The sequence below is a fragment of the Rhodococcus sp. NFXS4 genome, assembly GCF_058139645.1.
Genome location: NZ_CP192221.1, coordinates 1,357,544 through 1,379,253 on the forward strand (window position 1 = coordinate 1,357,544; position 21,710 = coordinate 1,379,253).

20 protein-coding genes are annotated in these 21,710 nt (G+C 63.7%); 8 read left to right on the plus strand and 12 right to left on the minus strand.

The genetic code is table 11. The features are described 5' to 3' along the window. Positions 1-4 precede the first annotated feature (4 nt). From J4E04_RS06255 to J4E04_RS06265, 3 genes are read left to right on the plus strand one after another with little or no spacing between them, the layout of a single operon-like run. Positions 5-952 (plus strand): acetaldehyde dehydrogenase (acetylating), encoded by a 948-nt coding sequence (locus J4E04_RS06255; protein ID WP_490150174.1) that lies wholly within the window; start codon positions 5-7, stop codon positions 950-952. Further along, positions 949-1,995, plus strand: coding sequence for a 4-hydroxy-2-oxovalerate aldolase (dmpG, locus tag J4E04_RS06260; RefSeq protein WP_490150175.1), 1,047 nt, complete (start codon positions 949-951; stop codon positions 1,993-1,995). The genes J4E04_RS06255 and dmpG overlap by 4 nt, the downstream gene beginning before the upstream one ends. Positions 1,996-2,048: 53 nt before the next feature. Continuing rightward, positions 2,049-2,915 carry an alpha/beta fold hydrolase gene (locus J4E04_RS06265; protein ID WP_490150176.1) on the plus strand — a complete coding sequence of 289 codons (867 nt, stop codon included), beginning with the start codon at positions 2,049-2,051 and terminating at the stop codon, positions 2,913-2,915. Positions 2,916-3,122: 207 nt separating this feature from the next. Here the strand turns inward: J4E04_RS06265 and J4E04_RS06270 are convergent, their stop codons facing one another. The 8 genes from J4E04_RS06270 to J4E04_RS06305 form a co-directional block, all read right to left on the minus strand. Then, positions 3,123-3,323 (minus strand): hypothetical protein, encoded by a 201-nt coding sequence (locus tag J4E04_RS06270; RefSeq protein WP_490150177.1) that lies wholly within the window; start codon positions 3,321-3,323, stop codon positions 3,123-3,125. A 148-nt stretch (positions 3,324-3,471) separates the two neighbouring features. Continuing rightward, on the minus strand, positions 3,472-4,440 hold the full coding sequence (locus tag J4E04_RS06275) for a fumarylacetoacetate hydrolase family protein (RefSeq protein WP_490150178.1): 969 nt from the start codon (positions 4,438-4,440) through the stop codon (positions 3,472-3,474). Positions 4,441-4,575: 135 nt separating this feature from the next. Further along, positions 4,576-5,748 (minus strand): alpha/beta hydrolase family protein, encoded by a 1,173-nt coding sequence (locus tag J4E04_RS06280; protein WP_490150179.1) that lies wholly within the window; start codon positions 5,746-5,748, stop codon positions 4,576-4,578. A gap of 45 nt (positions 5,749-5,793) precedes the next feature. After that, a complete protein-coding gene (locus J4E04_RS06285) occupies positions 5,794-6,627 on the minus strand; it encodes an SDR family oxidoreductase (RefSeq protein ID WP_490150180.1) in 834 nt (277 codons plus the stop codon). Positions 6,628-6,694: 67 nt separating this feature from the next. Then, positions 6,695-7,936: an NAD(P)/FAD-dependent oxidoreductase gene (locus tag J4E04_RS06290; protein WP_490150508.1), complete on the minus strand. Its 1,242-nt coding sequence runs from the start codon at positions 7,934-7,936 to the stop codon at positions 6,695-6,697. Continuing rightward, a complete protein-coding gene (locus J4E04_RS06295) occupies positions 7,936-8,151 on the minus strand; it encodes a ferredoxin (RefSeq protein WP_222638554.1) in 216 nt (71 codons plus the stop codon). Before J4E04_RS06295 ends, J4E04_RS06290 begins: the two co-directional genes overlap by 1 nt. Before the next feature lie 16 nt (positions 8,152-8,167). After that, positions 8,168-8,722 (minus strand): aromatic-ring-hydroxylating dioxygenase subunit beta, encoded by a 555-nt coding sequence (locus J4E04_RS06300; RefSeq protein WP_082544692.1) that lies wholly within the window; start codon positions 8,720-8,722, stop codon positions 8,168-8,170. Beyond that, a complete protein-coding gene (locus J4E04_RS06305) occupies positions 8,722-10,098 on the minus strand; it encodes an aromatic ring-hydroxylating oxygenase subunit alpha (protein WP_490150181.1) in 1,377 nt (458 codons plus the stop codon). Before J4E04_RS06305 ends, J4E04_RS06300 begins: the two co-directional genes overlap by 1 nt. A gap of 395 nt (positions 10,099-10,493) precedes the next feature. On the opposite strand from J4E04_RS06305, the gene J4E04_RS06310 reads away from it, so the two are divergent. From J4E04_RS06310 to J4E04_RS06320, 3 genes are read left to right on the plus strand one after another with little or no spacing between them, the layout of a single operon-like run. After that, positions 10,494-11,471 carry an ornithine cyclodeaminase family protein gene (locus J4E04_RS06310; RefSeq protein WP_490150182.1) on the plus strand — a complete coding sequence of 326 codons (978 nt, stop codon included), beginning with the start codon at positions 10,494-10,496 and terminating at the stop codon, positions 11,469-11,471. Positions 11,472-11,481: 10 nt separating this feature from the next. Then, positions 11,482-12,978, plus strand: coding sequence for an NAD-dependent succinate-semialdehyde dehydrogenase (locus J4E04_RS06315; RefSeq protein ID WP_056448830.1), 1,497 nt, complete (start codon positions 11,482-11,484; stop codon positions 12,976-12,978). Between the two features lie 57 nt (positions 12,979-13,035). Continuing rightward, positions 13,036-14,055 (plus strand): dihydrodipicolinate synthase family protein, encoded by a 1,020-nt coding sequence (locus J4E04_RS06320; protein WP_056448827.1) that lies wholly within the window; start codon positions 13,036-13,038, stop codon positions 14,053-14,055. Positions 14,056-14,064: 9 nt separating this feature from the next. Here J4E04_RS06320 and J4E04_RS06325 read toward each other — a convergent pair whose 3' ends face one another. Further along, a complete protein-coding gene (locus J4E04_RS06325; RefSeq protein ID WP_490150183.1) occupies positions 14,065-15,012 on the minus strand; it encodes a LysR family transcriptional regulator in 948 nt (315 codons plus the stop codon). Positions 15,013-15,053: 41 nt separating this feature from the next. Then, positions 15,054-16,154, minus strand: coding sequence for a LysR family transcriptional regulator (locus tag J4E04_RS06330; RefSeq protein ID WP_490150184.1), 1,101 nt, complete (start codon positions 16,152-16,154; stop codon positions 15,054-15,056). On the opposite strand from J4E04_RS06330, the gene J4E04_RS06335 reads away from it, so the two are divergent. Further along, positions 16,129-17,061, plus strand: a complete 933-nt coding sequence (locus J4E04_RS06335) for a VOC family protein (RefSeq protein WP_490150185.1) — start codon at positions 16,129-16,131, stop codon at positions 17,059-17,061. The genes J4E04_RS06330 and J4E04_RS06335 overlap by 26 nt on opposite strands. A gap of 57 nt (positions 17,062-17,118) precedes the next feature. Further along, positions 17,119-17,892 carry an SDR family NAD(P)-dependent oxidoreductase gene (locus J4E04_RS06340; RefSeq protein ID WP_490150186.1) on the plus strand — a complete coding sequence of 258 codons (774 nt, stop codon included), beginning with the start codon at positions 17,119-17,121 and terminating at the stop codon, positions 17,890-17,892. A 211-nt stretch (positions 17,893-18,103) separates the two neighbouring features. Here J4E04_RS06340 and mhpA read toward each other — a convergent pair whose 3' ends face one another. Next, positions 18,104-19,816: a bifunctional 3-(3-hydroxy-phenyl)propionate/3-hydroxycinnamic acid hydroxylase MhpA gene (gene mhpA, locus J4E04_RS06345; protein ID WP_490150187.1), complete on the minus strand. Its 1,713-nt coding sequence runs from the start codon at positions 19,814-19,816 to the stop codon at positions 18,104-18,106. A 244-nt stretch (positions 19,817-20,060) separates the two neighbouring features. Next, positions 20,061-21,014: an MBL fold metallo-hydrolase gene (locus J4E04_RS06350; RefSeq protein ID WP_490150188.1), complete on the minus strand. Its 954-nt coding sequence runs from the start codon at positions 21,012-21,014 to the stop codon at positions 20,061-20,063. Between the last annotated feature and the right edge of the window lie 696 nt (positions 21,015-21,710).

The window sequence follows — 21,710 nt, forward strand, 5'->3', positions numbered from 1 at the left end:
CACCATGGCGCCCACCAAAGCCGCTGTCATCGGTTCCGGCAACATCGGAACCGACCTTGTCATCAAACTGAGGAGAGTCGCGAAGAACGTCGAGATCGCCGTGCTGGTCGGCATCGACCCGAGCTCCGACGGTCTGGCCCGCGCACGCCGAATGGGCATCAGCACAGTCGATTCCGGTGTCCAGGGCCTGATCGACCACCCCGAGTTCGCGGACATCGACATCATCTTCGACTCCACCTCGGCGAAGGCGCATGTCGCGAACGCGGAGGCCCTGCGACCCCACGGTAAGCGGTTGATCGACCTGACCCCGGCCGCGCTGGGCCCGTACGTCGTGCCGGCCGTCAATCTCGACGAGCATCTCGACGCTCCCGACGTCAACATGGTGACCTGCGGCGGACAAGCCACGATTCCCATCGTGGCAGCGATCTCCCGCGTCACCGCGGTGCACTACGCCGAGATCGTCGCCTCGATCGCCTCGAAGTCCGCGGGACCCGGCACCCGCGCGAACATCGACGAGTTCACCGAGACGACCGCCGAGGCGATCGAGAAGGTCGGGGGAGCAGCCCACGGCAAGGCCATCATCGTTCTCAACCCCGCCGAACCGCCGCTCATCATGCGCGACACCGTCCTCGCCCTCGTCACCGATCCCGACCAGGACGCCGTCCGGCGGTCGATTCACGACATGGTCGCCGACGTGTCGGCCTACGTTCCCGGCTACCGCCTCAAGCAGGACGTCCAGTTCACCGCCCTCGACGACGCCGAATCGGTCGCCACCCTCACCGGCGGTGTCGAGAAGGGACCGGGCCTGTGGAAGGTGTCGGTGTTCCTCGAGGTCGAGGGCGCCGCGCACTACCTGCCCGCGTACGCCGGAAATCTCGACATCATGACCTCCGCCGCCCTGCAGGTCGCGGAGAAGATGGCCACCGACGCAGCACTGGAGACAGCCCGATGACCGAGACCACCACGCGCGCCTTCGCCGCCGACGGCGCCGCCCTCTACATCCAGGACGTCACTCTCCGAGACGGCATGCACGCCATGCGACATCGGATCGATCCCGCCACCGTCGCCCGCGTCGCCGGCGCCCTCGACGCCGCCGGTGTCGACGCCATCGAAGTCACCCACGGAGACGGCCTCGCCGGCCACAGCCTTACCTATGGGCCCGGAAGCAACACCGACTGGGAATGGATCGAAGCTGCGGCGTCTGCTGTCCACCGCGCGAAGCTCACCACTCTCCTCCTGCCCGGAGTCGGCACGGTGGCCGAGTTGACCAAAGCCCACGACCTGGGCGTCACCTCCGTCCGCGTGGCCACACACTGCACCGAAGCCGATGTCTCCGCCCAGCACATCGACAAAGCCCGCGAACTCGGCATGGACGTCTCCGGGTTCCTGATGATGTCGCATCTGGCGGAGCCGGCACAGCTCGCCGAGCAGGCGCGCCTCATGGAATCGTATGGCGCACACTGCGTGTACGTCACCGACTCCGGTGGGCGTCTGACGATGAACGGCGTCCGAGAGCGTGTGCGGGCCTACCGCGACGTCCTCGACCCGAACACCCAGATCGGCATCCACGCCCACCAGAACCTGTCTCTGTCCGTCGCGAACTCCGTCGTCGCCGTCGAAGAAGGCGTCACCCGCGTCGACGCCTCACTCGCAGGTCACGGCGCCGGCGCCGGCAACTGCCCGATCGAGCCGTTCATCGCCGTGGCCGACCTCCACGGATGGAAGCACGGATGCGACCTCTTCGGCCTCCAGGACGCCGCGGATGACATCGTGCGCCCCCTGCAGGACCGCCCCGTCCAGGTCGACCGCGAGACCCTGACCCTCGGCTACGCAGGGGTCTATTCGAGCTTCCTCCGGCACGCCGAAACCGCTGCGCGGCAGTACGGACTCGACACCCGCGCCATCCTGCTCGCCGTGGGTGAGCGCGGCCTGGTCGGTGGCCAGGAAGACCTGATCACCGACATCGCGCTCGACCTCGTCGCCGCACGGGCCTGACTCGCCCACGCAGCGCACCGAACCGACCCTTTCGACCGACACAGGAGATCCCCATGAGTGCCACCGTCGACGTTCCCTCGTACACCACCGACGCCTTCTTCGGCCTCGAGGACAAGTGGTTGCCCACCGCCCCAGGCGAACTCACCCACTACCACGAACTCGGAGAAGGCACACCGATCCTGTTCCTGCACGGGTCGGGCACCGGCGTCACTGCCGCCGCGAACTGGTGGCTCAATCTCCCTCAACTCGCCGAGCACGGTCGCTGCATCGCCATCGACTCCATCGGCTACGGCCAGAGCGTCGTCGCCGAGGGCACCGAGTACGGAATCCGCGAGTGGGTCCGCCACGCAGTACGTGTCCTCGATGCACTCGGAATCGAGAAGACCTGGATCGTCGGGAACTCACTCGGCGGATGGTTGGCGTTCCAGTTCGCCATCGACTTCCCCGAACGTCTCCTCGGAATAGTCTCCATGGGCACGGGAGGTGCGAAGCTGACCGGAGCACTGAAGGGACACTCGAACCCTCAACTCAGCGAGGAGGGCATCCGTCACACCCTCGAGCAGTTCGTCGTCGACACCTCACTGGTCACCGACGAGCTCGTGACACTGCGCTACCAGTCCGCCCTGAACGACACCGCGTCCGACCGACTCGCCGACGTCGTCGCCGCCCGCGACCGGGACCGCACCGAATTGCCCCTCGACTTCGACGTCCTCGGCAAGCTCGAGATCCCGGTGCTCTTGATCCACGGGGTGCAGGACGTGGTCATCCCGGTGTCGCGAACGTGGGAGCTGCTCAATGTGATCCCGCACGCGGACGCCCACATCTTCAGCCAATGCGGGCACTGGTCGCAGGTCGAGCGCGCCGACGAGTTCAACCAGATCGTCAGCGCGTATCTCACGCGTCGCCTCGTGCGAGGCTGACTGTCGGTCGTCGCGGGGAGGTGGCTTGACAGCACGGCGTGACCACTCATCGTGACGTTCGCCGAGCAGTCAGGACCTACCCTCCCCGGTGTCTTCGACGTGCAAAGAGGACCAGAGGCTCGCCGACACGACGCCCGACTTTGTGGTGCGGCTCGCGCCGACCAGCGCTGGCTGCACGCCGCTGAGGAATGACTGGGCGAGTGCAACTCACACTCTGTCGTTCGCGAGGTCGATGTTCGCCGCCTCCACGAGCTCTGCGAATTCATGGTCGGTCTGGCGCTGCAACCTCTTCTCTGCCCAGAAGTCACCGTCGAAAGGGACATGGGTCGATGCGATACCTGCACCGCCTTCCGCGAGATACCAGCAGATCTCCGTGATCAGCCGTCTGGTGGTGGATTTAGATGTCACGTAATTTCCCCCGGAGCGTTCGATGCAGTGGTTCGGTGAATCGATGGTGAGCCGGCGCGACCACGACGCGTGAATGCACGCATCGACGACACCGCCATGTCGGCGGTGTCGTCGATGCGAATGATCTACCGGTCCACTCGACTCGAGTTCAGTTGCTGCGCTGCGTGTTCCAATCGTGCCGACGTGCCTCGCGCACAGCCGGCACATCCGGGCCTCGAACGACGGTGTTGCGAATCGTCCCGAGGGTCGCCACCGTCATCTCGACCACGTCGCCAGGCTGGAGTGGCGCAGGGGTGCGAGTACCGGAGCGACCCCACAGTTCACCGAGACATCCGCCGTTACCGAAAGTTCCGGATCCCAGGACGTCCCCGGCCTTGACCCATGTCCCGCGCGACGCTTGGGCCACGAGTTCGTCGAACGACCAGCTCATGTTGCGAAGGTTGTCCCGGCCGGTGACTGTGCCGTTCACCGAGACCGTGCCGTCGACATCCAGGAGGCCGTCGGCGGTCAGGTGAGGATCGAGTTCGTCGGCCGTCACGAGGAAGGGCCCGAGTGTGGTGGCGAAGTCCTTGCCCTTGGTCGGCCCGAGGCCGACTTTCATCTCTGCGAGTTGGGTGTCACGAGCCGACCAGTCGTTGAAGATCGTGTATCCGAAGATGTGGTCGCGAGCCTTGTCCGGGGCGATGGACATTCCATCCCGGGATACGACGGCTGCGATCTCGAGTTCGTAGTCCAGGAGCTGGCATGCCGGTGGCACGGCCACGTCGTCGTGGGCACCGATCATCGCGTAAGGATTACTGAAGTAGAAGACCGGTCTCTTGTACCACTCGGGCTCGACTTCGTGGGCTGCTGCCATCGATCGGCCGGCCCCGTCCATGTGTTCCTCGAATGCTGCGAAGTCGCGCACTGTGGGGGGGTCCAACGGTGGCAGCAGGCGTACGTCGGCAAGTTCGACGGGACGATGACCCAGTGCCTCGGAACCGGCCTCGAGGGCGGCGGGGAGTCCGGCGCGAACGAGTTCGAGGATGGATCCCTGCCGTTCGAATGCGTGCAGTCCGTCGTCGCTGACGACGCCGGAGGTGGTTCGACCATCGTGAACCCACGTGGCGAAACGCATGGCGAAGCTCCTGTCGTTGTGGTGGGGGCTCAGCCGCCCCCATGAGGTGGCTGCGATGAGGGCGACCGAATCACGGGCGGCGCCGGTCCGGAGCCTCAGCAGAGTGATCGGTGGACGTTGTGATCGGTCGGGGTGCTAGCCGGTCGGTTGCGAGACCACCGCCGCGAAGGTGTCGGAAATCCAATCAGCGATGTCGGTGCCGACTCGGGGCAGGTCATCGATCCCGATATGCTCCGCACCACCCTGCTCAGCGGTGAAGATACGAAGCTCGCGAGAAGGCGAATTCACCGCTTGGTCGTAGGACCGGTGCGCATACTCCAAGGGAATCTGTCGATCGTCCTCTCCGTGCACGATGAGGAACGGCACCGTGATCTTTTCCACGACTCCATCGAGGTGGATCGAGTCGGCGAAGTCGATGAACTCGTCGAGATCGTCGTGGCCCCAGACCCACAAGACGTGGTCCCAGTAGTGCGGAACCGGGTGCTCGCCCTCGCGGTCGAGCCGCCGACGCTGCACCGCACCCCAGTTGTGGTTCGCTCCCCAGGCGACGCACAGGGCGAAGCGCTTCTCGAAAGCCGCGACCCGAGGCGAGTAGTAGCCACCCAGCGACCAGCCCACGACTCCCATTCGGGCGGTGTCGACGTCCTCTCGTGCAGTCAGCCAGTCGACGACCCAGCCGGCCCAGGTCTCGGATTCGCGACGTGCGGTCAGACCTTGCAGACGAAGTGCCTCCCCTGAGCCGGGTTGGTCGAGCATCAGACACGAGATGCCCCGATCTGCCAACTCGGCCCAGAATCCCGAGATGTACATGTGCTCTTTGGTCGAGTCCAGGCCGTTGATGAGCATGATGACCGGAGCCGGCCCGTCCGCCGTTGCCGGTGCCGCCGAGAAATAGCCGGGCAAAGTCGTGTCCTCGAAGGGGATGGCAACCCGAGTGATGCGGTGGTCGCGAAGGTCGAAACCCTTCTGGGCCAGCTCCATCACCCGGCGGTAGATGGACGCGCGGTCGGGGTGGCTCGCGGAGAGCATCCGCTCAGCGGTGCACAGATAGTTCGTGGCACGGGCATAGACCCCGCCGGCGGTCAGATCGTGGCCCGCCTTCTCCGCGGTCCGAGCCGACTCCACCAGCGAATCCGTGAGGCCGGTCCAGACCTTCAAGAACTCGCCCGTGCCGGCATCGCTACCGCCTTTCGCGGCCTCGAGCAGCGGGCGGCACGCACGATCGACCTCGTCGATGCGTCCGCCGGAGTTCATGGCACCTACCACGGACATGTTCCAGACGTAGTTGCCCGGAAAGTATTCGAACATCAGGCTCTCTCTGTTGCGTGAAATGAAGGTGTGGAACGAGGGTGCTCAGGCACCCGGCATCGTGGCGAGAAGTTCGGGGATGCTGATCAATGCCCGATTCAGGGATCCCGAATCCGCCAGCACGGTCTGCCCGGTCATGACCGTGTTGTGTCGAGACGCCAGGAATGCGTAGAGCGGGCCGTACTCCTCGGGCGTCGGCATGTGTTGAAGCGGAGCCAGCCATTCGAACTGCTGTCGATACACGTCGGCCGGAATGTCGGACTGCAGAGAGTTCTCGAGATCGAGTGCTGCCGGCCCGCGCAGCTGACTGTTGGCGATACCGGTCGGTGCCACGGCGTTGACACGGATCCGCGGCGCGAACTCGAATGACATCTGATTGACCAAAGCGCGAATGGCGCCCTTGCTTGCGGTGTAGGCCACTCCGCCGCCATCCGCGGCGAACGCCGCCTGCGAACAGGTCCATACGACCGCACCCCTTTCGGCCTCAAGCAGGTCGAGGAAGATCCGCGCGGTCAGGACGTAGCCCTTGACGTTGATGCTGAAGACTTCGTCGAGGAGAGTGTCGACACGCTCCACCGGGGTGTCGGCCAGCCGAACGTTGCCGTCCCAAATTCCTTGCGCGCCAACTATGCTCGTCAACCGTCCGAATCGAGCAACGATCTCGTCGCGGCAACGGGTCAGGTCGGTGATGCTGCGGACGTCTCCCTGTACCACCAGTGCGTCGCTGCCGAACTCTTCCCGAAGCGTCGCGACCTTCTTGTCGTCGTATTCGAACAATGCCAGCGTCGCGCCCTCGTCACGGAAGTGTCGGGCGATGCCGAGTCCGAGACCGGACCCCGAACCGGTGATGAGGACGACGTGGTCATCGAGAAGTTGCATGGCTGTAGTCCTTCGAGAGAGGTGACTGGCGTGAAATGGGGGAGTGGATCGACTGTGGCGACACCGATCAACGGGCAACTGACCGTGCCTGATCGGAGTTCGCCGCGTGTGCGAGAGCGAGGGCCTCGTCCCAGGTGCCGCCACGAGCGAGTAGCTTCTTGTACCCGCGCAGTGACCGAGAGAGCCCACTGGCGAACACGGAGTGGAACTCACCGCCCTGGCCGAACAGGACCAGGAATTCGTCGGTGAACAACGACCCCTCTGCAACGACGATCTCGTCACCGGGGGCCCGTCGACCGTAGCTGTGGAACCGATGCCCGAACTGGTCACTCCAGAAGTAGGGCACGCCGCCGAAGGGCTCGCCGGAGCCGCGGGCGATGTTGAGCCCGACGTGCCTGCCCTTCTCGACGGCGTGTGTCCAGTGCTCGATGCGCATCGGCTCGCGGAACATCGGGTGAGCGGATCGGGCCACGTCGCCGGCCGCCCACACGCCGCGGATGTTGGTTCGACCGGCTGTGTCGGTGAGTACGCCTCTGTCGAGGGCGACACCCGAGCCCAGAAGCCACTCCACGTCGGGGTCGACTCCGATGCCGGCGATCACGTAGGAGGTCCGATGCGTCGAGCCGTCTGCCAGGTGCAGCGTGTATGCGCCCAGTCCACCCGTCACGGACGTGACTGCGCTCGACATCTTCAGTTGCACACCGTGCTTGGTGTGCAGGTCGGCGAGAACCTGGCCGAGTTCGGGGCCGACGATGGCCTCCAGAGGTCGCTCTGTGTCGTGCAGGACTGTGATCGACACACCATGGGCCGTGAGTCCGGCAGCGATCTCGAGCCCGATCAGACCGGCGCCGACGACGGTCACGTCCCCGTGGCGGGCGGCTGCCCGCCGGAGGGCACCGAGATCCTCCGGGGTCCGGAGGACCGGAAGCGGTTCGCCCTCGACCGTGGTGAGTACCCGTGGGCGACCACCGCACGCCAGGACAACGGCGTCCCACGGCAGCGTTTCACCGTGATCGGTGATCACGTACCCGCGATCCACGTCGAGTCCCACTGCTCGGTGACCGAGCATAAGCGAAATACGGTTCTCGCTGAGTCTCTCCGTGGAGCGGATTTCTAGAAGCTCCGGTTCGCCACGGCCGAGAAGCAACCCTTTCGACAGCGTCGGACGGTCGTAGGGATGGTGCAATTCGGAACCCAGGACGGTGATCCGACCTTCGAACCCGCCCTCACGGAGCCCATCTGCTGCGGCAAGGCCCGCCGCAGACGCCCCGACCACGACGACGTTGTCCGTGCCCGACAAGGCGCCCATCACGACGGCCCGGGACCTTGAAGAATGGCCTGTGCAGGGCACGCCCGTACTGCCTCTGCGAGGTCGTCGACATCGTCAGGATCGACCTCGTGACGTAGCAGGACCGCAGCCGGGGCGTCTGCCGGAAGATCGAAGACATCGGGCAGAATGCTCGTGCAGATGCCGTAGGAACGACACCGGGCGGCGTCCAGACGGACGACGGTCTGGTCACTCATCGAGAAGATCCTTTGCTCACAGAAACAGTCCGAGGTTGGGAGTGGCGATCGCGACTTCGGTCAGGAGAATCTCCCTGCGCAGGAGTCGCGGCCCGTCCGCGGTGAGGCGAAGCTCGTCGTTGCGCCGGTAGGGGAGGAGATCGAAGTGCGGATCGATTCCTCTCTGGCGGTACAGCAGCACGGCGCTCGAGACCGAGATGACGCCGTCACGGTCGGTCGGTCGAGCCAGGACCGACCCGACGAGACGCATGGTGCGCGAGGGCGGGATCTCCGAGTACGCCTGAGAAGTAGCCAGTCGATCGATGCGCAGACGTACGTGCGCCAAGGTGTCGCGGACCCGATACGCGGAGCGATCGACTTCGTCCGACCGCCTCTCGGTCGCCTGTCTGATCGGGATCGTGTACAGCAGTTCGGGATCGAGGAGCAAGAACCATTCTTCCTCGTCGGCCTCGTCCAACAACTTTGCTTCGAGGGCCAGGAACCGAGTCGCAGTGTTCTGCAGATCGAGGTCTGTCAGGGGACTCGGGTGAACAGCAGTGGGTGCGAGGTCGGAGATGTCGACGGTGGTCATCACGCGGACCGCCCGTCGATCGTCTCGGAAGACAGGTTGCCACGCATGGTGGCGAGCCAGTGCTTGTAGAACGCCAGCTGAGCGAATTCGCCGAAACCTGTGCGCCGCTTGATCCCCGGGCCGTGATAGTCGGGGTCGGGTGCGGTGTCGACCGTGGTTCTCCCGGCCTGCTCGAAGTTGAAGCTCAAGTCTTCGCGTTGCATCCACGCGCTCTTCGCCGCGCGGGCTGAACCCTCCCAGGCGACGGTGTCGTCCGTTTCGAAGGTGCCGGCGGATCCGAAGAGCAACTGGCCCGTCACGTAGGCATCGAGCTGCTCCTGCTCACTCTGGCACTCGTAGACGAACTGCCAGTTCCACAGCTCCATCTTGCCCGGGGCGATGGGCTGCCACACCCGGAAGGTCGTGACGACCGCTGGAGGGCCACCGGGAACCGTGGGGGCGAAGGCGCGCAGGTAACTGAAATTCGGAAAGATGTTGCCGATCGTCGGCGGGTTGGTCTCGAGGACATATCGCTGAGCGTCGTCGAAGGCCGAAAGGTCGAACTTGGCAACGGTTTCCGGTGAATAGCCCCACAAGGGAAGTCCAATTTGCGGCCACGGCAGACCGAGCGTCCCGTGGCCGCCATCGAAAACGTACGAATTGATCATCTCGGCGTTGGCACCCAGGCCTTGGACCATTCCCACCTCTTCGTTGCTCCAGTGCAAGGTGTCGACGTGGTAGGCGTCACCGGAAAAGTTTTCGGCGCCGGCCTTCCAGTCCGCGTTGATCTGGTATCTCTCGGGTGGGCCGGCGATCTTCATACCGCCGGGTGCCAACTTCACCAGGACGTCCAGCATCCAGCCGGCCCCGCCCAGGTACTCCTCCAACGAGGGACCCTCCGCTGCCAGCGACGCGAAGATGAAGCCCGAGCGGACGTCGACCCGTGGTGCCCTCTTGAGACCCCACTCCTTCGGATCCATTCGCGTGCCGTAGGCCGCGCGCATGTGTGGTGTGCCGATCAGGTCGCCGTTGTTGGAATAAGTCCAGCCGTGATAGGGGCATTTGAAGAATCGAGAGTTTCCGGTGTCCGTCTGGCAGACCTGGGTGCCGCGGTGGCGGCAGTAATTGGACAAGACGTTGATGCCGCTTGAACCATCGCGCGTGACGATCACGGGGTCGAGTCCGATGCGGCGCTGCACGAAGTCGCCGGCGTTGGGGATCTCGCTTTCGTGCGCGACGAAGACCCAGCACGTACCGAACACCTGGTCCATTTCGGCGCGAAAAACCGCGTCGTTGTTCCAGATTTTCGCCGGTACTCGATTGTTCTCGAGTTCCGTTTCGACGCGGTCGAGGATCGGCGCGACATCCGAAGCGATGGTGGGCGTGATGACTGTCATGTAGCTCCCTTGCAAGCACCGAGTCGATCAGGGTGAAGCTCTGATGGTGAAGTCATAGTATGACCGCCATCACAACACCGGAAGGTGAAAAATTCGATGCCGACACATCGATGAGATCGATGGATGCGACCGGCGAAACGGGAGCAGAGACTGGCAGGGTATGCACCCATTATCGATGTCGTCGATGCTCTTGCATCGACACGAATCGTTTCTGCGGCTCATCGACGCGGCCTAGCCTGATGTTCGCGCCGCAGTCCTTGCCGCGCATCCGTTGCTCGCGGACTACCCGGACCGAACTAGGTGACCTCAATGATTCGACTCGAACACAGTCAGCACGGCGGTGGCAGACGCGGTGCAGTTGCGGCGCAAGCGCGCGATCGCCGAGTGTCCGCCTCGTGACGCTCTTGCTCGACGACCGGACCGTCCGTGAATCGTTCGGCTGGACGCAGGCAATCGAGGCACTTCGTGCCGCGTACGCCGGCGATGTCGGAGACTCCCGTTACCCGGAACGCTCGATGGCTCGCGGTGACGCCAGCTGGCTCCGGACCCTCACCGGGGTATCGGCCGGCGGTGTCATGGGCGCCAAGCATATTGCCGCATCGATGACGGCCCGTCAGGTGTCCTACCTCATTCCCTTGTTCGACGAGCACACTGCCGAGCTCGTGGCGCTGATGGACGGCCAGTCGATCACGGGTTTCCGGACTGCCGCCACCTCGGCGCTCGCCGCTCAGCTCCTGGCGAGCCCCGGCGATCTCGACGTCGCCGTCATCGGCTCCGGTTTCGAAGCGGGTAAGCACCTGAGTGCTCTCGCCTCGGTAAGCACGCCGTCCTCGGTCAGCGTGTGGAGCCCCCGGGAAGAGAGTCGACTTCGGTTCGTCGCAAATTTCCAGGACACGGATGTACGCGTGACCGCCGCCGACGATGCCGAGAGTGCGGTTGCGGGAGCAAACCTGGTGATTTGCGCGGCCCGTTCGCGCGATGAGTCACCCACCGTTCGCGGTGCCTGGCTCCGCCCCGGAACCACGGTTGTCTCCGTCGGATCGACCCTCCCCGAACAACACGAGGTCGATGTCGAACTGATGGATCGCGCCGATCTCATCGTCGCGGACATGGTGGACGAGGTTCTGCACGACACCGGAGATGCTCTCGCTGCCACGGCAGCAGGTATCGATCTCGGGAAGAAGACCATCTCGCTGGCAGACCTCGCGGCGAACAGACATCCGGGCCGAACCGACGACGACCAGATCCTGTTGTACAAGTCGGTCGGCTCAGCGGTGCAGGACATCGCCGTCGCGGCTATGTGCCTGGCCGAGGCCCGCCGCCTGGGACTCGGAGTCTCACTACCCATCTCGATCCCGCCAGTCCGGAAATGAAGGTGCACCGATGACTACTTCACTCGACGCCGAACACAGATCCGGCCACGGTCTCGCCGACCAGGCACTGTCCAGGTCATCCTCCTACGTAGACGGGCAATGGCTCACGCGAGACGGTGGCGAACGTCTGATCGTGCACAACCCCTCCACCGGTGAACCCATCGCCGACCTGCCTTCGTCCGGCGCGAAGGAAACCGAGCTCGCCGTCACCGCTGCCTACCGCGCCCTGCCCGCATGGCGTGGACTGTCCGGCAAGGAACGCGCGAACATCTTGCGTCGGTGGTTCGAGCTGGTCCGGGACAATACCGAGGACTTGGCACGGCTCATCGTTCTCGAAGAAGGCAAGCCCTTGGCCGAGGCGGTCGGCGAGATGAACTATGCAGCGTCCTTCATCGAGTGGTTCGGTGAGGAGGCCAAGCGTGTTCGCGGCGATATCTTCCCCGCTCCCGAATCGTCTCGACGAGTCGTGGTGTTGCGGGAGGCGATCGGCGTCTGCGCAGCCATCACGCCATGGAATTTTCCCGCCGCGATGATCACTCGCAAGGCAGCTCCCGCACTCGCCGCCGGGTGCACGATGGTGGTGAAGCCCGCCGAACAGACGCCACTGACTGCGCTGGCTCTGGCCGAGCTCGCCGAACGAGCCGGCGTTCCGGCGGGGGTGCTGAACATCGTGGTCGGCGACGCGCGGGAGATCGGACCGGTGCTGACCGGTAGTCCCATCGTCCGCAAGGTCAGCTTCACGGGGTCGACCGAGATCGGCCGACTACTGCTGGCCCAAGCAGCGCTCACGGTCAAGAAGACCTCCATGGAACTAGGTGGCAATGCGCCGGTCCTGGTCTTCGACGACGCCGATCTCGACGAGGCAGTAGACGGCGTTATCGCCACGAAGTACCGCAACACGGGCCAGGCGTGCATCAGTGCCAACCGGGTCTATGTGCAGTCCGGTATCTACGAGCGTTTTGCCGCAGCGCTGACCCGGAAGGTCGAGGGCCTCGTCGTCGGCGACGGATTCGACCCCGGCGTCCAGCAGGGACCGCTCATCGACGTCGACGCGGTCACGAAAATTCAGGAGCATGTGTCCGACGCAGTGGGTCGAGGTGCCCGTGTGCTCTGCGGCGGTCGGCGTCACGATCTCGGCGGCTTGTTTTACGAACCCACTGTGCTCGCCGATGTCGATTCCACGATGCGCATCACACGCGATGAAACGTTCGGACCCGTTACCCCGTTGATCCGATTCGAAGCGGAGGGCGATGCGATCCGTATGGCCAACGATACCGAATTCGGCCTGGCCGCTTATCTTTTCACGCGCGACGCGGAGCGCACGTGGCGGGTCAGCGCAGCCGTCGAGGCGGGAATGATCGGCATCAACACCGGTCTGATCTCCAACGAGATCGCGCCCTTCGGCGGCGTCAAGCAGTCAGGTCTGGGTCGAGAGGGTTCGGTGTACGGCATCGACGAATACATGGAGATGAAATATCTCGCCTGGGAGGGTGCCGGCGCGTCGTGACAATCGCCTCACCATGAAAAACCCGAATTTCGAGTACAACTCCCGAGAGGAAACATAATGGCTGTCTACACCCGTACCGAGGCTCGCGAATGGGCTCGTGAGAAGCTTGTCGGCGCTGTGAATTGCACGATCCCGTCGTTCACCGGCGATCTGAAGTCCATCAATGAGGCAGGCATACGCCACGACATTCGTCGAGCGAAAGAACACGGATTTCTCGGGACGCTCGGGGTGTCCGAGGTCAACATCACCCTGCCGGAGTACTTGGACTTCCTTCGCATTGCCCGCGATGAGGCCGGCAAGGACTTCGTCGTCGTACACCACGGCAGTTGGAGCACACTCGCCGACAACATCGAAGCCGTTCGCGGGGCCGAGGAGGCGGGCGCCGATATCGTGCTGTGTTCGTACCCGCCGAACTTCTATCCGGAGTCGGAAGAGGAGATCTACCAGTACACGAAGGCGGTGTGTGACGCCACCGATCTCGCCGTCATCGTCTTCCCGATGTACCTGTGGGGTTTCAGTCCGCGAATCCATCCTTCGGACATTCCCACCCGCCTGATCCGTCGCCTGCTCGACGATTGCCCGAACATCGCCGTCATCAAGGCTGAAGGCGGGTTCCCCTACATCCAGGGAATCATCGACTGCCACCGCCTCTTCGGTGATGAAGTCGTCATCTCCGTACCCATCGAGGCCGATCTGATCCCCCTGTCACAGGTGATGCCCATTCAGCTCTCGGCAACCAGTGACCACGAGTTCTACGGGCCCATCATCCCGCAGGTGATGAGCCTGGTCGCCGACGGCAAGCTCGACGACGCTTCGGAACTGTTCTGGCAGACGCATCCTGCGCGCAAGGCCAAGGCGGCCCTGGGGCAGGCGCTCAATGGTGGTGCGTTCATCAACCGCCAGTCCTGGAAGTTCCAGGGATGGCTGCAGGGATACAACGGTGGCCCACTGCGTCAGCCGACCCAGCGAATCCACGACGGCCAGATGCTCGCTCTCCGCAAGGGCCTCATCGACTCCGGCTTCGAACCTTCCATGGACCCGCTCCGCGAGTTCTTCGTCGGCCGTAACCCGGCCTGACAACTTCGGTCAGCGAGTCGGGGTGGCGACGAGCTTGGCCGCCTGCGCGCGCAGGCGGCCTCGGAACCATGCCTGAGCAGGATCCCGGTCGAGCCGGCGAAGCCATATGAGCGTCTCGGTGATCGGCTCCAACTGCATGGGTGGATCGATGAGCTGCAGATTGGCGGCTTCCGCCACTCGGGTCGCGAGAGTCCTGGGGATCAGTGTCACCAATGGGCTGTTGCGCAACATGAACGGGGCCACTGTGGCACTGGTGCTCACTTCGACTCTGCGCGGAATGCCGAGCACATCGAGGTTCGCGTCACCCAGAGAGGGCCGTGACCCGTTGCCGAAGGTCGCCGCGAGGTAGGGCATTGCGCTGAACTCCTCGACCGTCATCGCCGGACGGACAGCTCCGTTGGCGGCGTCCGCTGCCAGGACGTAGCGGTCACGGTAGAGCACCTCGCGGCGGACGTTGTCCCTCCACAATGCGGGGAACGACGAGATGGACTCTCTCGGCAGCACGATCACGTCGACGCGCCCGCGGAGCATTTCGTCGGGAATGTCGTAGGAGACAGTCCTCATCTCCAGCCGGATGTTTGGGTACTTCGACGATATTTCCACCAGGAGGGGGTGTAGAAGCGCCGCCGCCGCGAAATCGCTCGCAATCACCGAGAAGGAATGCTCGTCGACTTCGGGGTCGAACGATCCGAGGGACGACAACGTCACCTGGAGCTCGGCCAACGCGTCGCTGACCGGACCGGTCAACGCGTTCGCAAGTGGAGTCGCGATCATCACTCGGCCCTGCCGAACGAGGATCGGATCCTTGAGGAGTTTGCGTAAGCGAGCCAGGGTCGAGCTCATCGCAGGTTGCCCCACCCTCAGGCGGGCAGCCGCACCGGTGACGCTTCGTTCGGACATCAACGCCTCGAACGCGATCAGCAAATTCAAGTCGATACGGCTGAGCTGCTCGAGCACGTGATGGGGCAGATGGCCGGTGCCGGATTCCCTTCTCTCGCTCATCGTGCGGTTCCTGCCGCCCCGGGCCACGTTCGTTGCGAGGCAATGCCGGCCAGCCGCTCCCGCAACCAACGGTGGCTGGGGTCGTCGTGGTTTCGACCAGCCCAGACCATGACCTCGGTGATCGGTTCCAGCGGCATGGGTGGCGTGAGCAACTTCAACCGCGCGCCCTCGGCGACCGTCGATGCCAGACTGGCGGGAATGACGGAGACGAAGGGCGTGTCGCGCAGCAGGAATGGCGCAATGCCGAAGCCTGTGGTCACGTCCAGTCTCCGTGGAATTCCGAGTCGGTCCAACTGCGTCTCGATGAGGGTGGGGGCGTTGCCGTCGTTACTTGCGAGGTAGGGCAGCGACGAGAACTGCTCCAGTGTGATGCTATCCGAGACGAGTGGGTTGTCCGCGTCCACGGCGATGACATACGGGTCGGTGTAGAGCGTCTGGAATTCGAACAAATCGGTGATCGTGTCGGCGGCTGCCAGTGGGACGATCGTCAGATCGACATGATCGGCGGTCAGATCGTCTAGGAAGCTCGCAGAAACCGGTTGGATGCGTAGCTCGACGTGCGGCGCCTCGGTCGGTAGCGCGACGAGTAGCGGCTGGAGCACCGCCATGGAGGCGTAATCACTCGCCATCACTGTGAAGCTTCGGTTATCTCGCGCCGGCTCGAACGAGGGTGGTTCGGTCAGAACCGAATTGAACTTGGTCAGCGCCTCCCGCACGGGGCCCACGAGCGACTGAGCCAGAGGAGTCGGGAACATGGTCCGGCCTCTGCGCTCGAGGACCGGATCGTCCAACAATGCCCGCAACCTCGACAACGTCGAACTCATGGCCGACTGCCCCACGGACAGTCGGCGCGCAGCCGCAGTCACGTTCTGCTCGGACATGAGGACGTCGAACGCCACCAGAAGGTTCAGGTCGACCTGCCGAAAATCCATGATCAGACGGTACGCCCATAATTGATCGCATCGATAGCAAAGCATCGCAAAACATTGTTGGTGCCGCGTGATCGGCGCCACTACCGTGATGTCATCGGCGCCCCGCCCGGGGCGCGGTCGAGAGTCGAGGAGTTCACCGATGGCATCCGGATTCAGTCCGATCACGCATTTGCGGCATGTCGGTCTTGCCGTGCCGAACTACGACCAGGCTGTGGAGTTCTACACGAAGGTGTGGGGCCTCACGCCCATAGCCGATGACTCGGGTGTGACGTTCTTCGGTTCTCCCGCTGATCCCGAGCACTACATTCTGCGCCTCCGAGAGGATCGTCAGAAGCGTCTCGACCTCGTGTCGTTCGGGGCGGAGTCCATCGGTGAGGTCGATCTGCTGGCTGAGCGTCTGGGGCGTGCCGGGGTCGCGATGACCCGCGAACCGTCCGTCATGACAACCCCCGGCGGTGGCTACGGCTTGCGGTTCTTCGACGTGGACGGTCGTCTGATCGAGGTGTCCGCAGATGTGGAGCAGCGTCCGTTCCGACTGCTCGAGGAAAGGGAGTCCATTCCGCGCAAGCTCAGCCACGTCGTGATCAACTCGACGGACGTCCAGAGGACCAAGGCGTTCTACGAAAAGCACCTCGGATTCCGGTTGTCGGACTGGTTGGGCGATCTGATGTGCTTCATGCGCAGCAGTTCTCAGCATCACATCCTGGCGATCTCACAGGCGCCCTCCACGTCCCTGAATCACATCTCCTTCGAGATGCGTGGTATCGACGAGTACATGCGCGGTACCGGCCGGATGATTCGCAGTGGCCACCGGCCGCTGTGGGGCCCGGGCCGGCACGGTGCCGGCGACAACACGTTCTCCTATTTCCTCGACCCGCTGGACAATGTCATCGAGTACACGACCGAGCTCGAGACAGTCGACGAGAGCACCTGGGAGCCATCGGTATACGACCCGACCCGTTCGGACACCCAGGATCAGTGGGGCACCGGTGGCGCCATGACTGAAGTGATGCTCCCGGTCATGCTCAAGCAGCGCGACGACGTCGGACTCTGGATCCCCTCACCGATCTGAGGCCCTGCCTGATCGCGGTTCGACAACTCCACCCACAGCTCGATGAAGGAAACGATTGTGTCTGAACTCCACGGAAAAGTTGCTGTCATCACCGGCGGTGCCAACGGCATCGGCTGGGCCTGCGCTCGGAAGCTGAGCGACGAGGGGGCCACGATCGTGATCGCCGACATCGATCTGGCAGCAGCCCGGAAGCAAGCCGACGAACTGCCGACCGACTCACTCGGTGCGCACCTCGATGTTCGGGATTCCGGCTCGGCGAACGACTTGGCGTCCTCGGTGATGAGCACATTCGGACGGGTCGACATCCTCGTCAACAACGCGGGAATGAACATCGGTGCCCGAAACACGGTCGACGTCACCGACGAGGAGTTCGACCGTCTCATGTCGATCAACGTCCGGGGCACCTTTACGGTGACGCGCGCACTGTTGCCGGCCCTGATCGAGCAGCGCGGCGGCAGCATCGTCAACATGTCGTCGATCTGCGGCCAACGAGGCGTCGCCTTGATCGCGGCCTACTGCGCATCGAAGTTCGCCATCGTCGGAATGACCAAGAGTTTCGCAGCCGAACTCGCTCAGTACGACATCACCGTCAACTCGGTACATCCCGGCATCGTGGCCACCGACCTGCACGACAAGGTGGTGAAGGAATTCAGTGGTCTCAACGGCCTCAGCTTCGAAGAGGGATGGGACGGCTTCGCGTCGAGGATTCCGCTCGGCCGATTGCAGACCGCTGAGGACATCGGGGACATGGTGGCATTCTTGGCCTCCAGCAAAGCTCGGAACATCACCGCATCCGAGTTCAACGTCGACGGTGGCCTCCTGGTGTCGTGACCGCGTCAGCACTCGAAACCAGCTGAGGGACTGATTTACGGACATCCCGCTTGCCTCCCGGCCAGTCCCGGTCCACGCGCATCCGCCACCTGACTCGAACACCGGGCGCGATCGACGTGCAGCCGGCTACGCACAGTCGGCTGCACGACCCGCTCGACCGGGGAGGTGAAACCGTTGCGTCATCGAGTTCGGCGTCGTGTCACCGCCCCCATCACACGGCGTCAGGTGCAGTGTCGGCGGTTTCGACCGGTGTGTGCTCGATGAACGACATGGAGGCAAGGATCGCATCGAGCGTGGCGGGGCCGTTCTGGGTCAGACACGCGCCCGCGACGAAGCGGTCGGGCCTCAGGAAGATCAACGGTGTCGGTCGATCGTCGAACCACTTCTTCAGCAGCCCGGTGTGATCTCCTACGACCAGCACATCGGCGTCCATCTGTTGTTGCGCCCATTCGCGCTGCGTCTCCGGTAACACAGCCACCAGTCGTGCGCCCAGGGCGTCGAGTCGGCGAAGAGCGTTCTGCGGCAGCACATCCTTGGGGCTGTTACCCCACACTATGACGGACCACCAGTTACCGATGGCGTCGTCGAGAAGAACGATGCCCGCGTTCGCAACGGTCACGCGAGGCTGCGGGAACTGTACTCCTACCGGAGAGATCGTGATGTTCGCGCTCCGTACCGGAACCAGACGACTGGTGATCGTTGCGTCAGCGCGACCGGACGTGCAATCGGAGGGATCCGCCAGTACTCCCGCCGTGTAGCGCGGCATCGGCTTGAAGCGCATCTCGGAGAAGTAGCTCTTGATCTGTGGAAAGCGGTTCAGTGCAGAGGAAACCACGTCTCGAGCCAGAGCTGCAACGGGGTTGGTGATCTTGATCATGTTCCCGAAGGTCAGTGACAGGTCGACCATTGCTTTTGCATGATCTCTGCGCTCGGTCGTATAGGTGTCGAGCAGATCGTCCTCGGCCTGCCCGGACAGGACGGTGGCGAGCTTCCAGCCCAGATTGGTGGCGTCTCGTACGCCGGAGTTCCACCCCTGTCCCAACCAGACCGGCATGAGATGGGCTGCGTCGCCTGCGATGAGCTGGCGACCACGCCTGAAGTCGGACGCGACTCTGGCGTGGTGGGTGAATACCCGTCGGCGGATGAAGTCCAGTCCGGCAGGGTCCGGAACATGGTGGGCCAGTAGCTTGCCGACGTAGGTGGGATCGGTGACCTGTTCTTCGGTCTCGTCGTCGTGCAACATGAATTCCCACCGCCGGACCGCGTGGGGCAGCCCGATCGAGACGTACGGACGTTTCGGGTCGGCACCGAGGAAGACGTTGGGAGTACCCAGCGGGTCGTTGGCTACATCCACCACCAGCCAACGGGTCGAGGGAGATCTGCCATCGAAGCTCACGCCGAGGCGCTTTCGCGTGGGTGACTTTCCTCCCTCGCAGCCGACGAGGAACCGGCCTCGGACGGAACGTCGGGTGACTTCGCCGCTCCCGGAATCGACGAGTGCGATCGCAGTGACCCCGTCGCTGTCCTCCTCGACTTCCTCGACGCGGTGTCCGAACAGCACCTCGACGTTGTCGAACCGCGTGAGACCCTCGTACAGAGCTCGGTCCACCTCGGGCTGGATGAAGGAGTGCTTCCGTTCCCAGCCGAATTCTTCGGTTCGAGGATTGTTGACCAGGATGACTTTTCCCGCGCCGTTGACCAATCGCATGATGTGCTGCGGGCTCGTGTGCGGACGCACGGCGTTCGCAAGGCCGACCGTCTGAATCGTGCGGAAGGATTCGTCGTCGAGGCCCACACCACGGGGGTAGTCGATGAGCGAGGACAGCCCTTCCAGGACAGTGACGCTTTTCCCGTACATACCCAGAATGTTGGCCAACATCAGGCCCGCGGGCCCGGCTCCGATGATCACTACATCGGAATCCACGGGAGGTTCCATCGTCTCCGCACTCACTTTCGTTGTCGAGCTTTGTTGTTGCGTGCAGTTAGAAGCAACGATGTGCTCCACTGTCACCTGAGGATCCGGTTCCTGCGATCGGGAACGATCGCTCTCCGAATCGGTCCGGCCGCAGTTCGGATGATCCGTCCGCGCCGACACAGAGCCGCATCGTTCGACTCCGGTGCCTCGTGGCCGCGGCCTGCAGAAAGGTCGACGGTGACGATGTACCCGCTCAGGCGTGTACGGGCAAGGGCCCTCCGTTGTAGGAAACCATGTCCTGGAACACCTTCGGTATGTCGAGTGGAGCGCCGGCGGGGAGTCCGTCGAGCTCGGCCATTGCCCGGTGAAGGTTGCCGACGATGCGCTCTGTGTCCGTCCACTCGCCGAACCTGCCGAGATCGAGCTCTCGGGCGGCATCCAATGGCGATACGCTCGCCGCGCGTGCGTCCCTAGCGGCGGTCATGACGAACTGCAGGTAGTCGACAGTCTCGTCTATCACCTCGCTTCCGCACACCGGGCCGTGGCCGGGAACGATGGTGGTGGCACCCAGAGGCCGAATCACGTTGTCCAGTACGCCGACGAGGCCCGTGACAGAGCCGCTCAGCAGGAACGGGGTGCCGCCCTTGAACAACAGGTCACCTGCGTAGAGAACGGACTGGTCGGCGACCCAGACGATCGAGTCGTTCGTGGTGTGTGCAGTGCGACCCACGTAACGGATTTCGCACCGCCGGTCTCCCAACCACAGCGTCATGCCGTCGGTGTAGGTCAGGAACGGAGGGGTGAACGGAGGGTTCCCGTTGTCTATGTGCTCGAAGATTCCGGGTGGCAGCTCTATCGCTGCGTGCGCGATCATCTCGGTTCGTGTTCGTTCGTGAGCAATGATGGTCGCGCGGGGGAGCAGTCCGTTTCCGGCGGTGTGGTCGGGATGGTGATGTGTATTGACGACTGTTCGAATTTCGTGGCCTGTGAAGTCGCGAACTGCATCGATGTATGCCAGCGTGCGCTGCGCGGTCTCGCAGGTGTCGACACTGACGACACCGTCGGGTCCGACGAGAAATCCGGGATTGTTGATGGACCACGTGCCGTCGGGCTGGATGTAGGCGAACAGGCCGTCGCCGACCTCATCGATGTGTGGTGTCCCGCTTCGAAAAGTCGGGATGTGTGGTTGGGGGACGACGGACGTCATCGGACTCTCCTCGGTTGTCGGCGGGTGAATAAGGTGGTCGTCTTTTCAGGTGATGTCCAAGGCACTGAGGAGGCATGGGCTGGATGCACCGGGGTCGACGACCAAGCATCTGGCTCGTCACCACGACGTCGTGCAGTGAGGTGAGCAGCAAGGTGGGGCCGACTTCGACCATCCTCGCGAGTTCGATACTGCCGCCGGTCCTCGCTACAAAACACGCCCGGTCCGAGCTCGGAGTCGCTAGCGGTGACGACACGATCGACGAGCAGTTGCAAGGGGTATGTTCCTGCCTCTCGAGTCCGTAAAACTTCGACTGCGCTGGGGCCACCGAGGCGATCACCGGGTTGAAGCGACCGTTGCTGTGACACTACGAGAGGCGCGGCATCGGGAGAATCAGTTGGTGTCGATGACCGAACATCGATTACGTCGATGTTGCAGCGGCCGCCGGTGCGGGCGTGCTGCGATGACGACCCAAGCCACGCTCTAGCCTCCACTTCACCGATCTGCGCTCTTTCTGGTGGCGACTCGACACTCCGGTGGCCACTCACTACTTATTCGTGACTTTCATTCCGGACCCATTCGGATCCTGGTGGTCCCGCGTGGTCGTATGACTCTTAATCTGCGCTGGTCACACGGCCTTTCGTGGTTTCAACGGGATTCCTGGTCCTCGGCGGGCATAGTCACTGGGTCCGGGGTTCG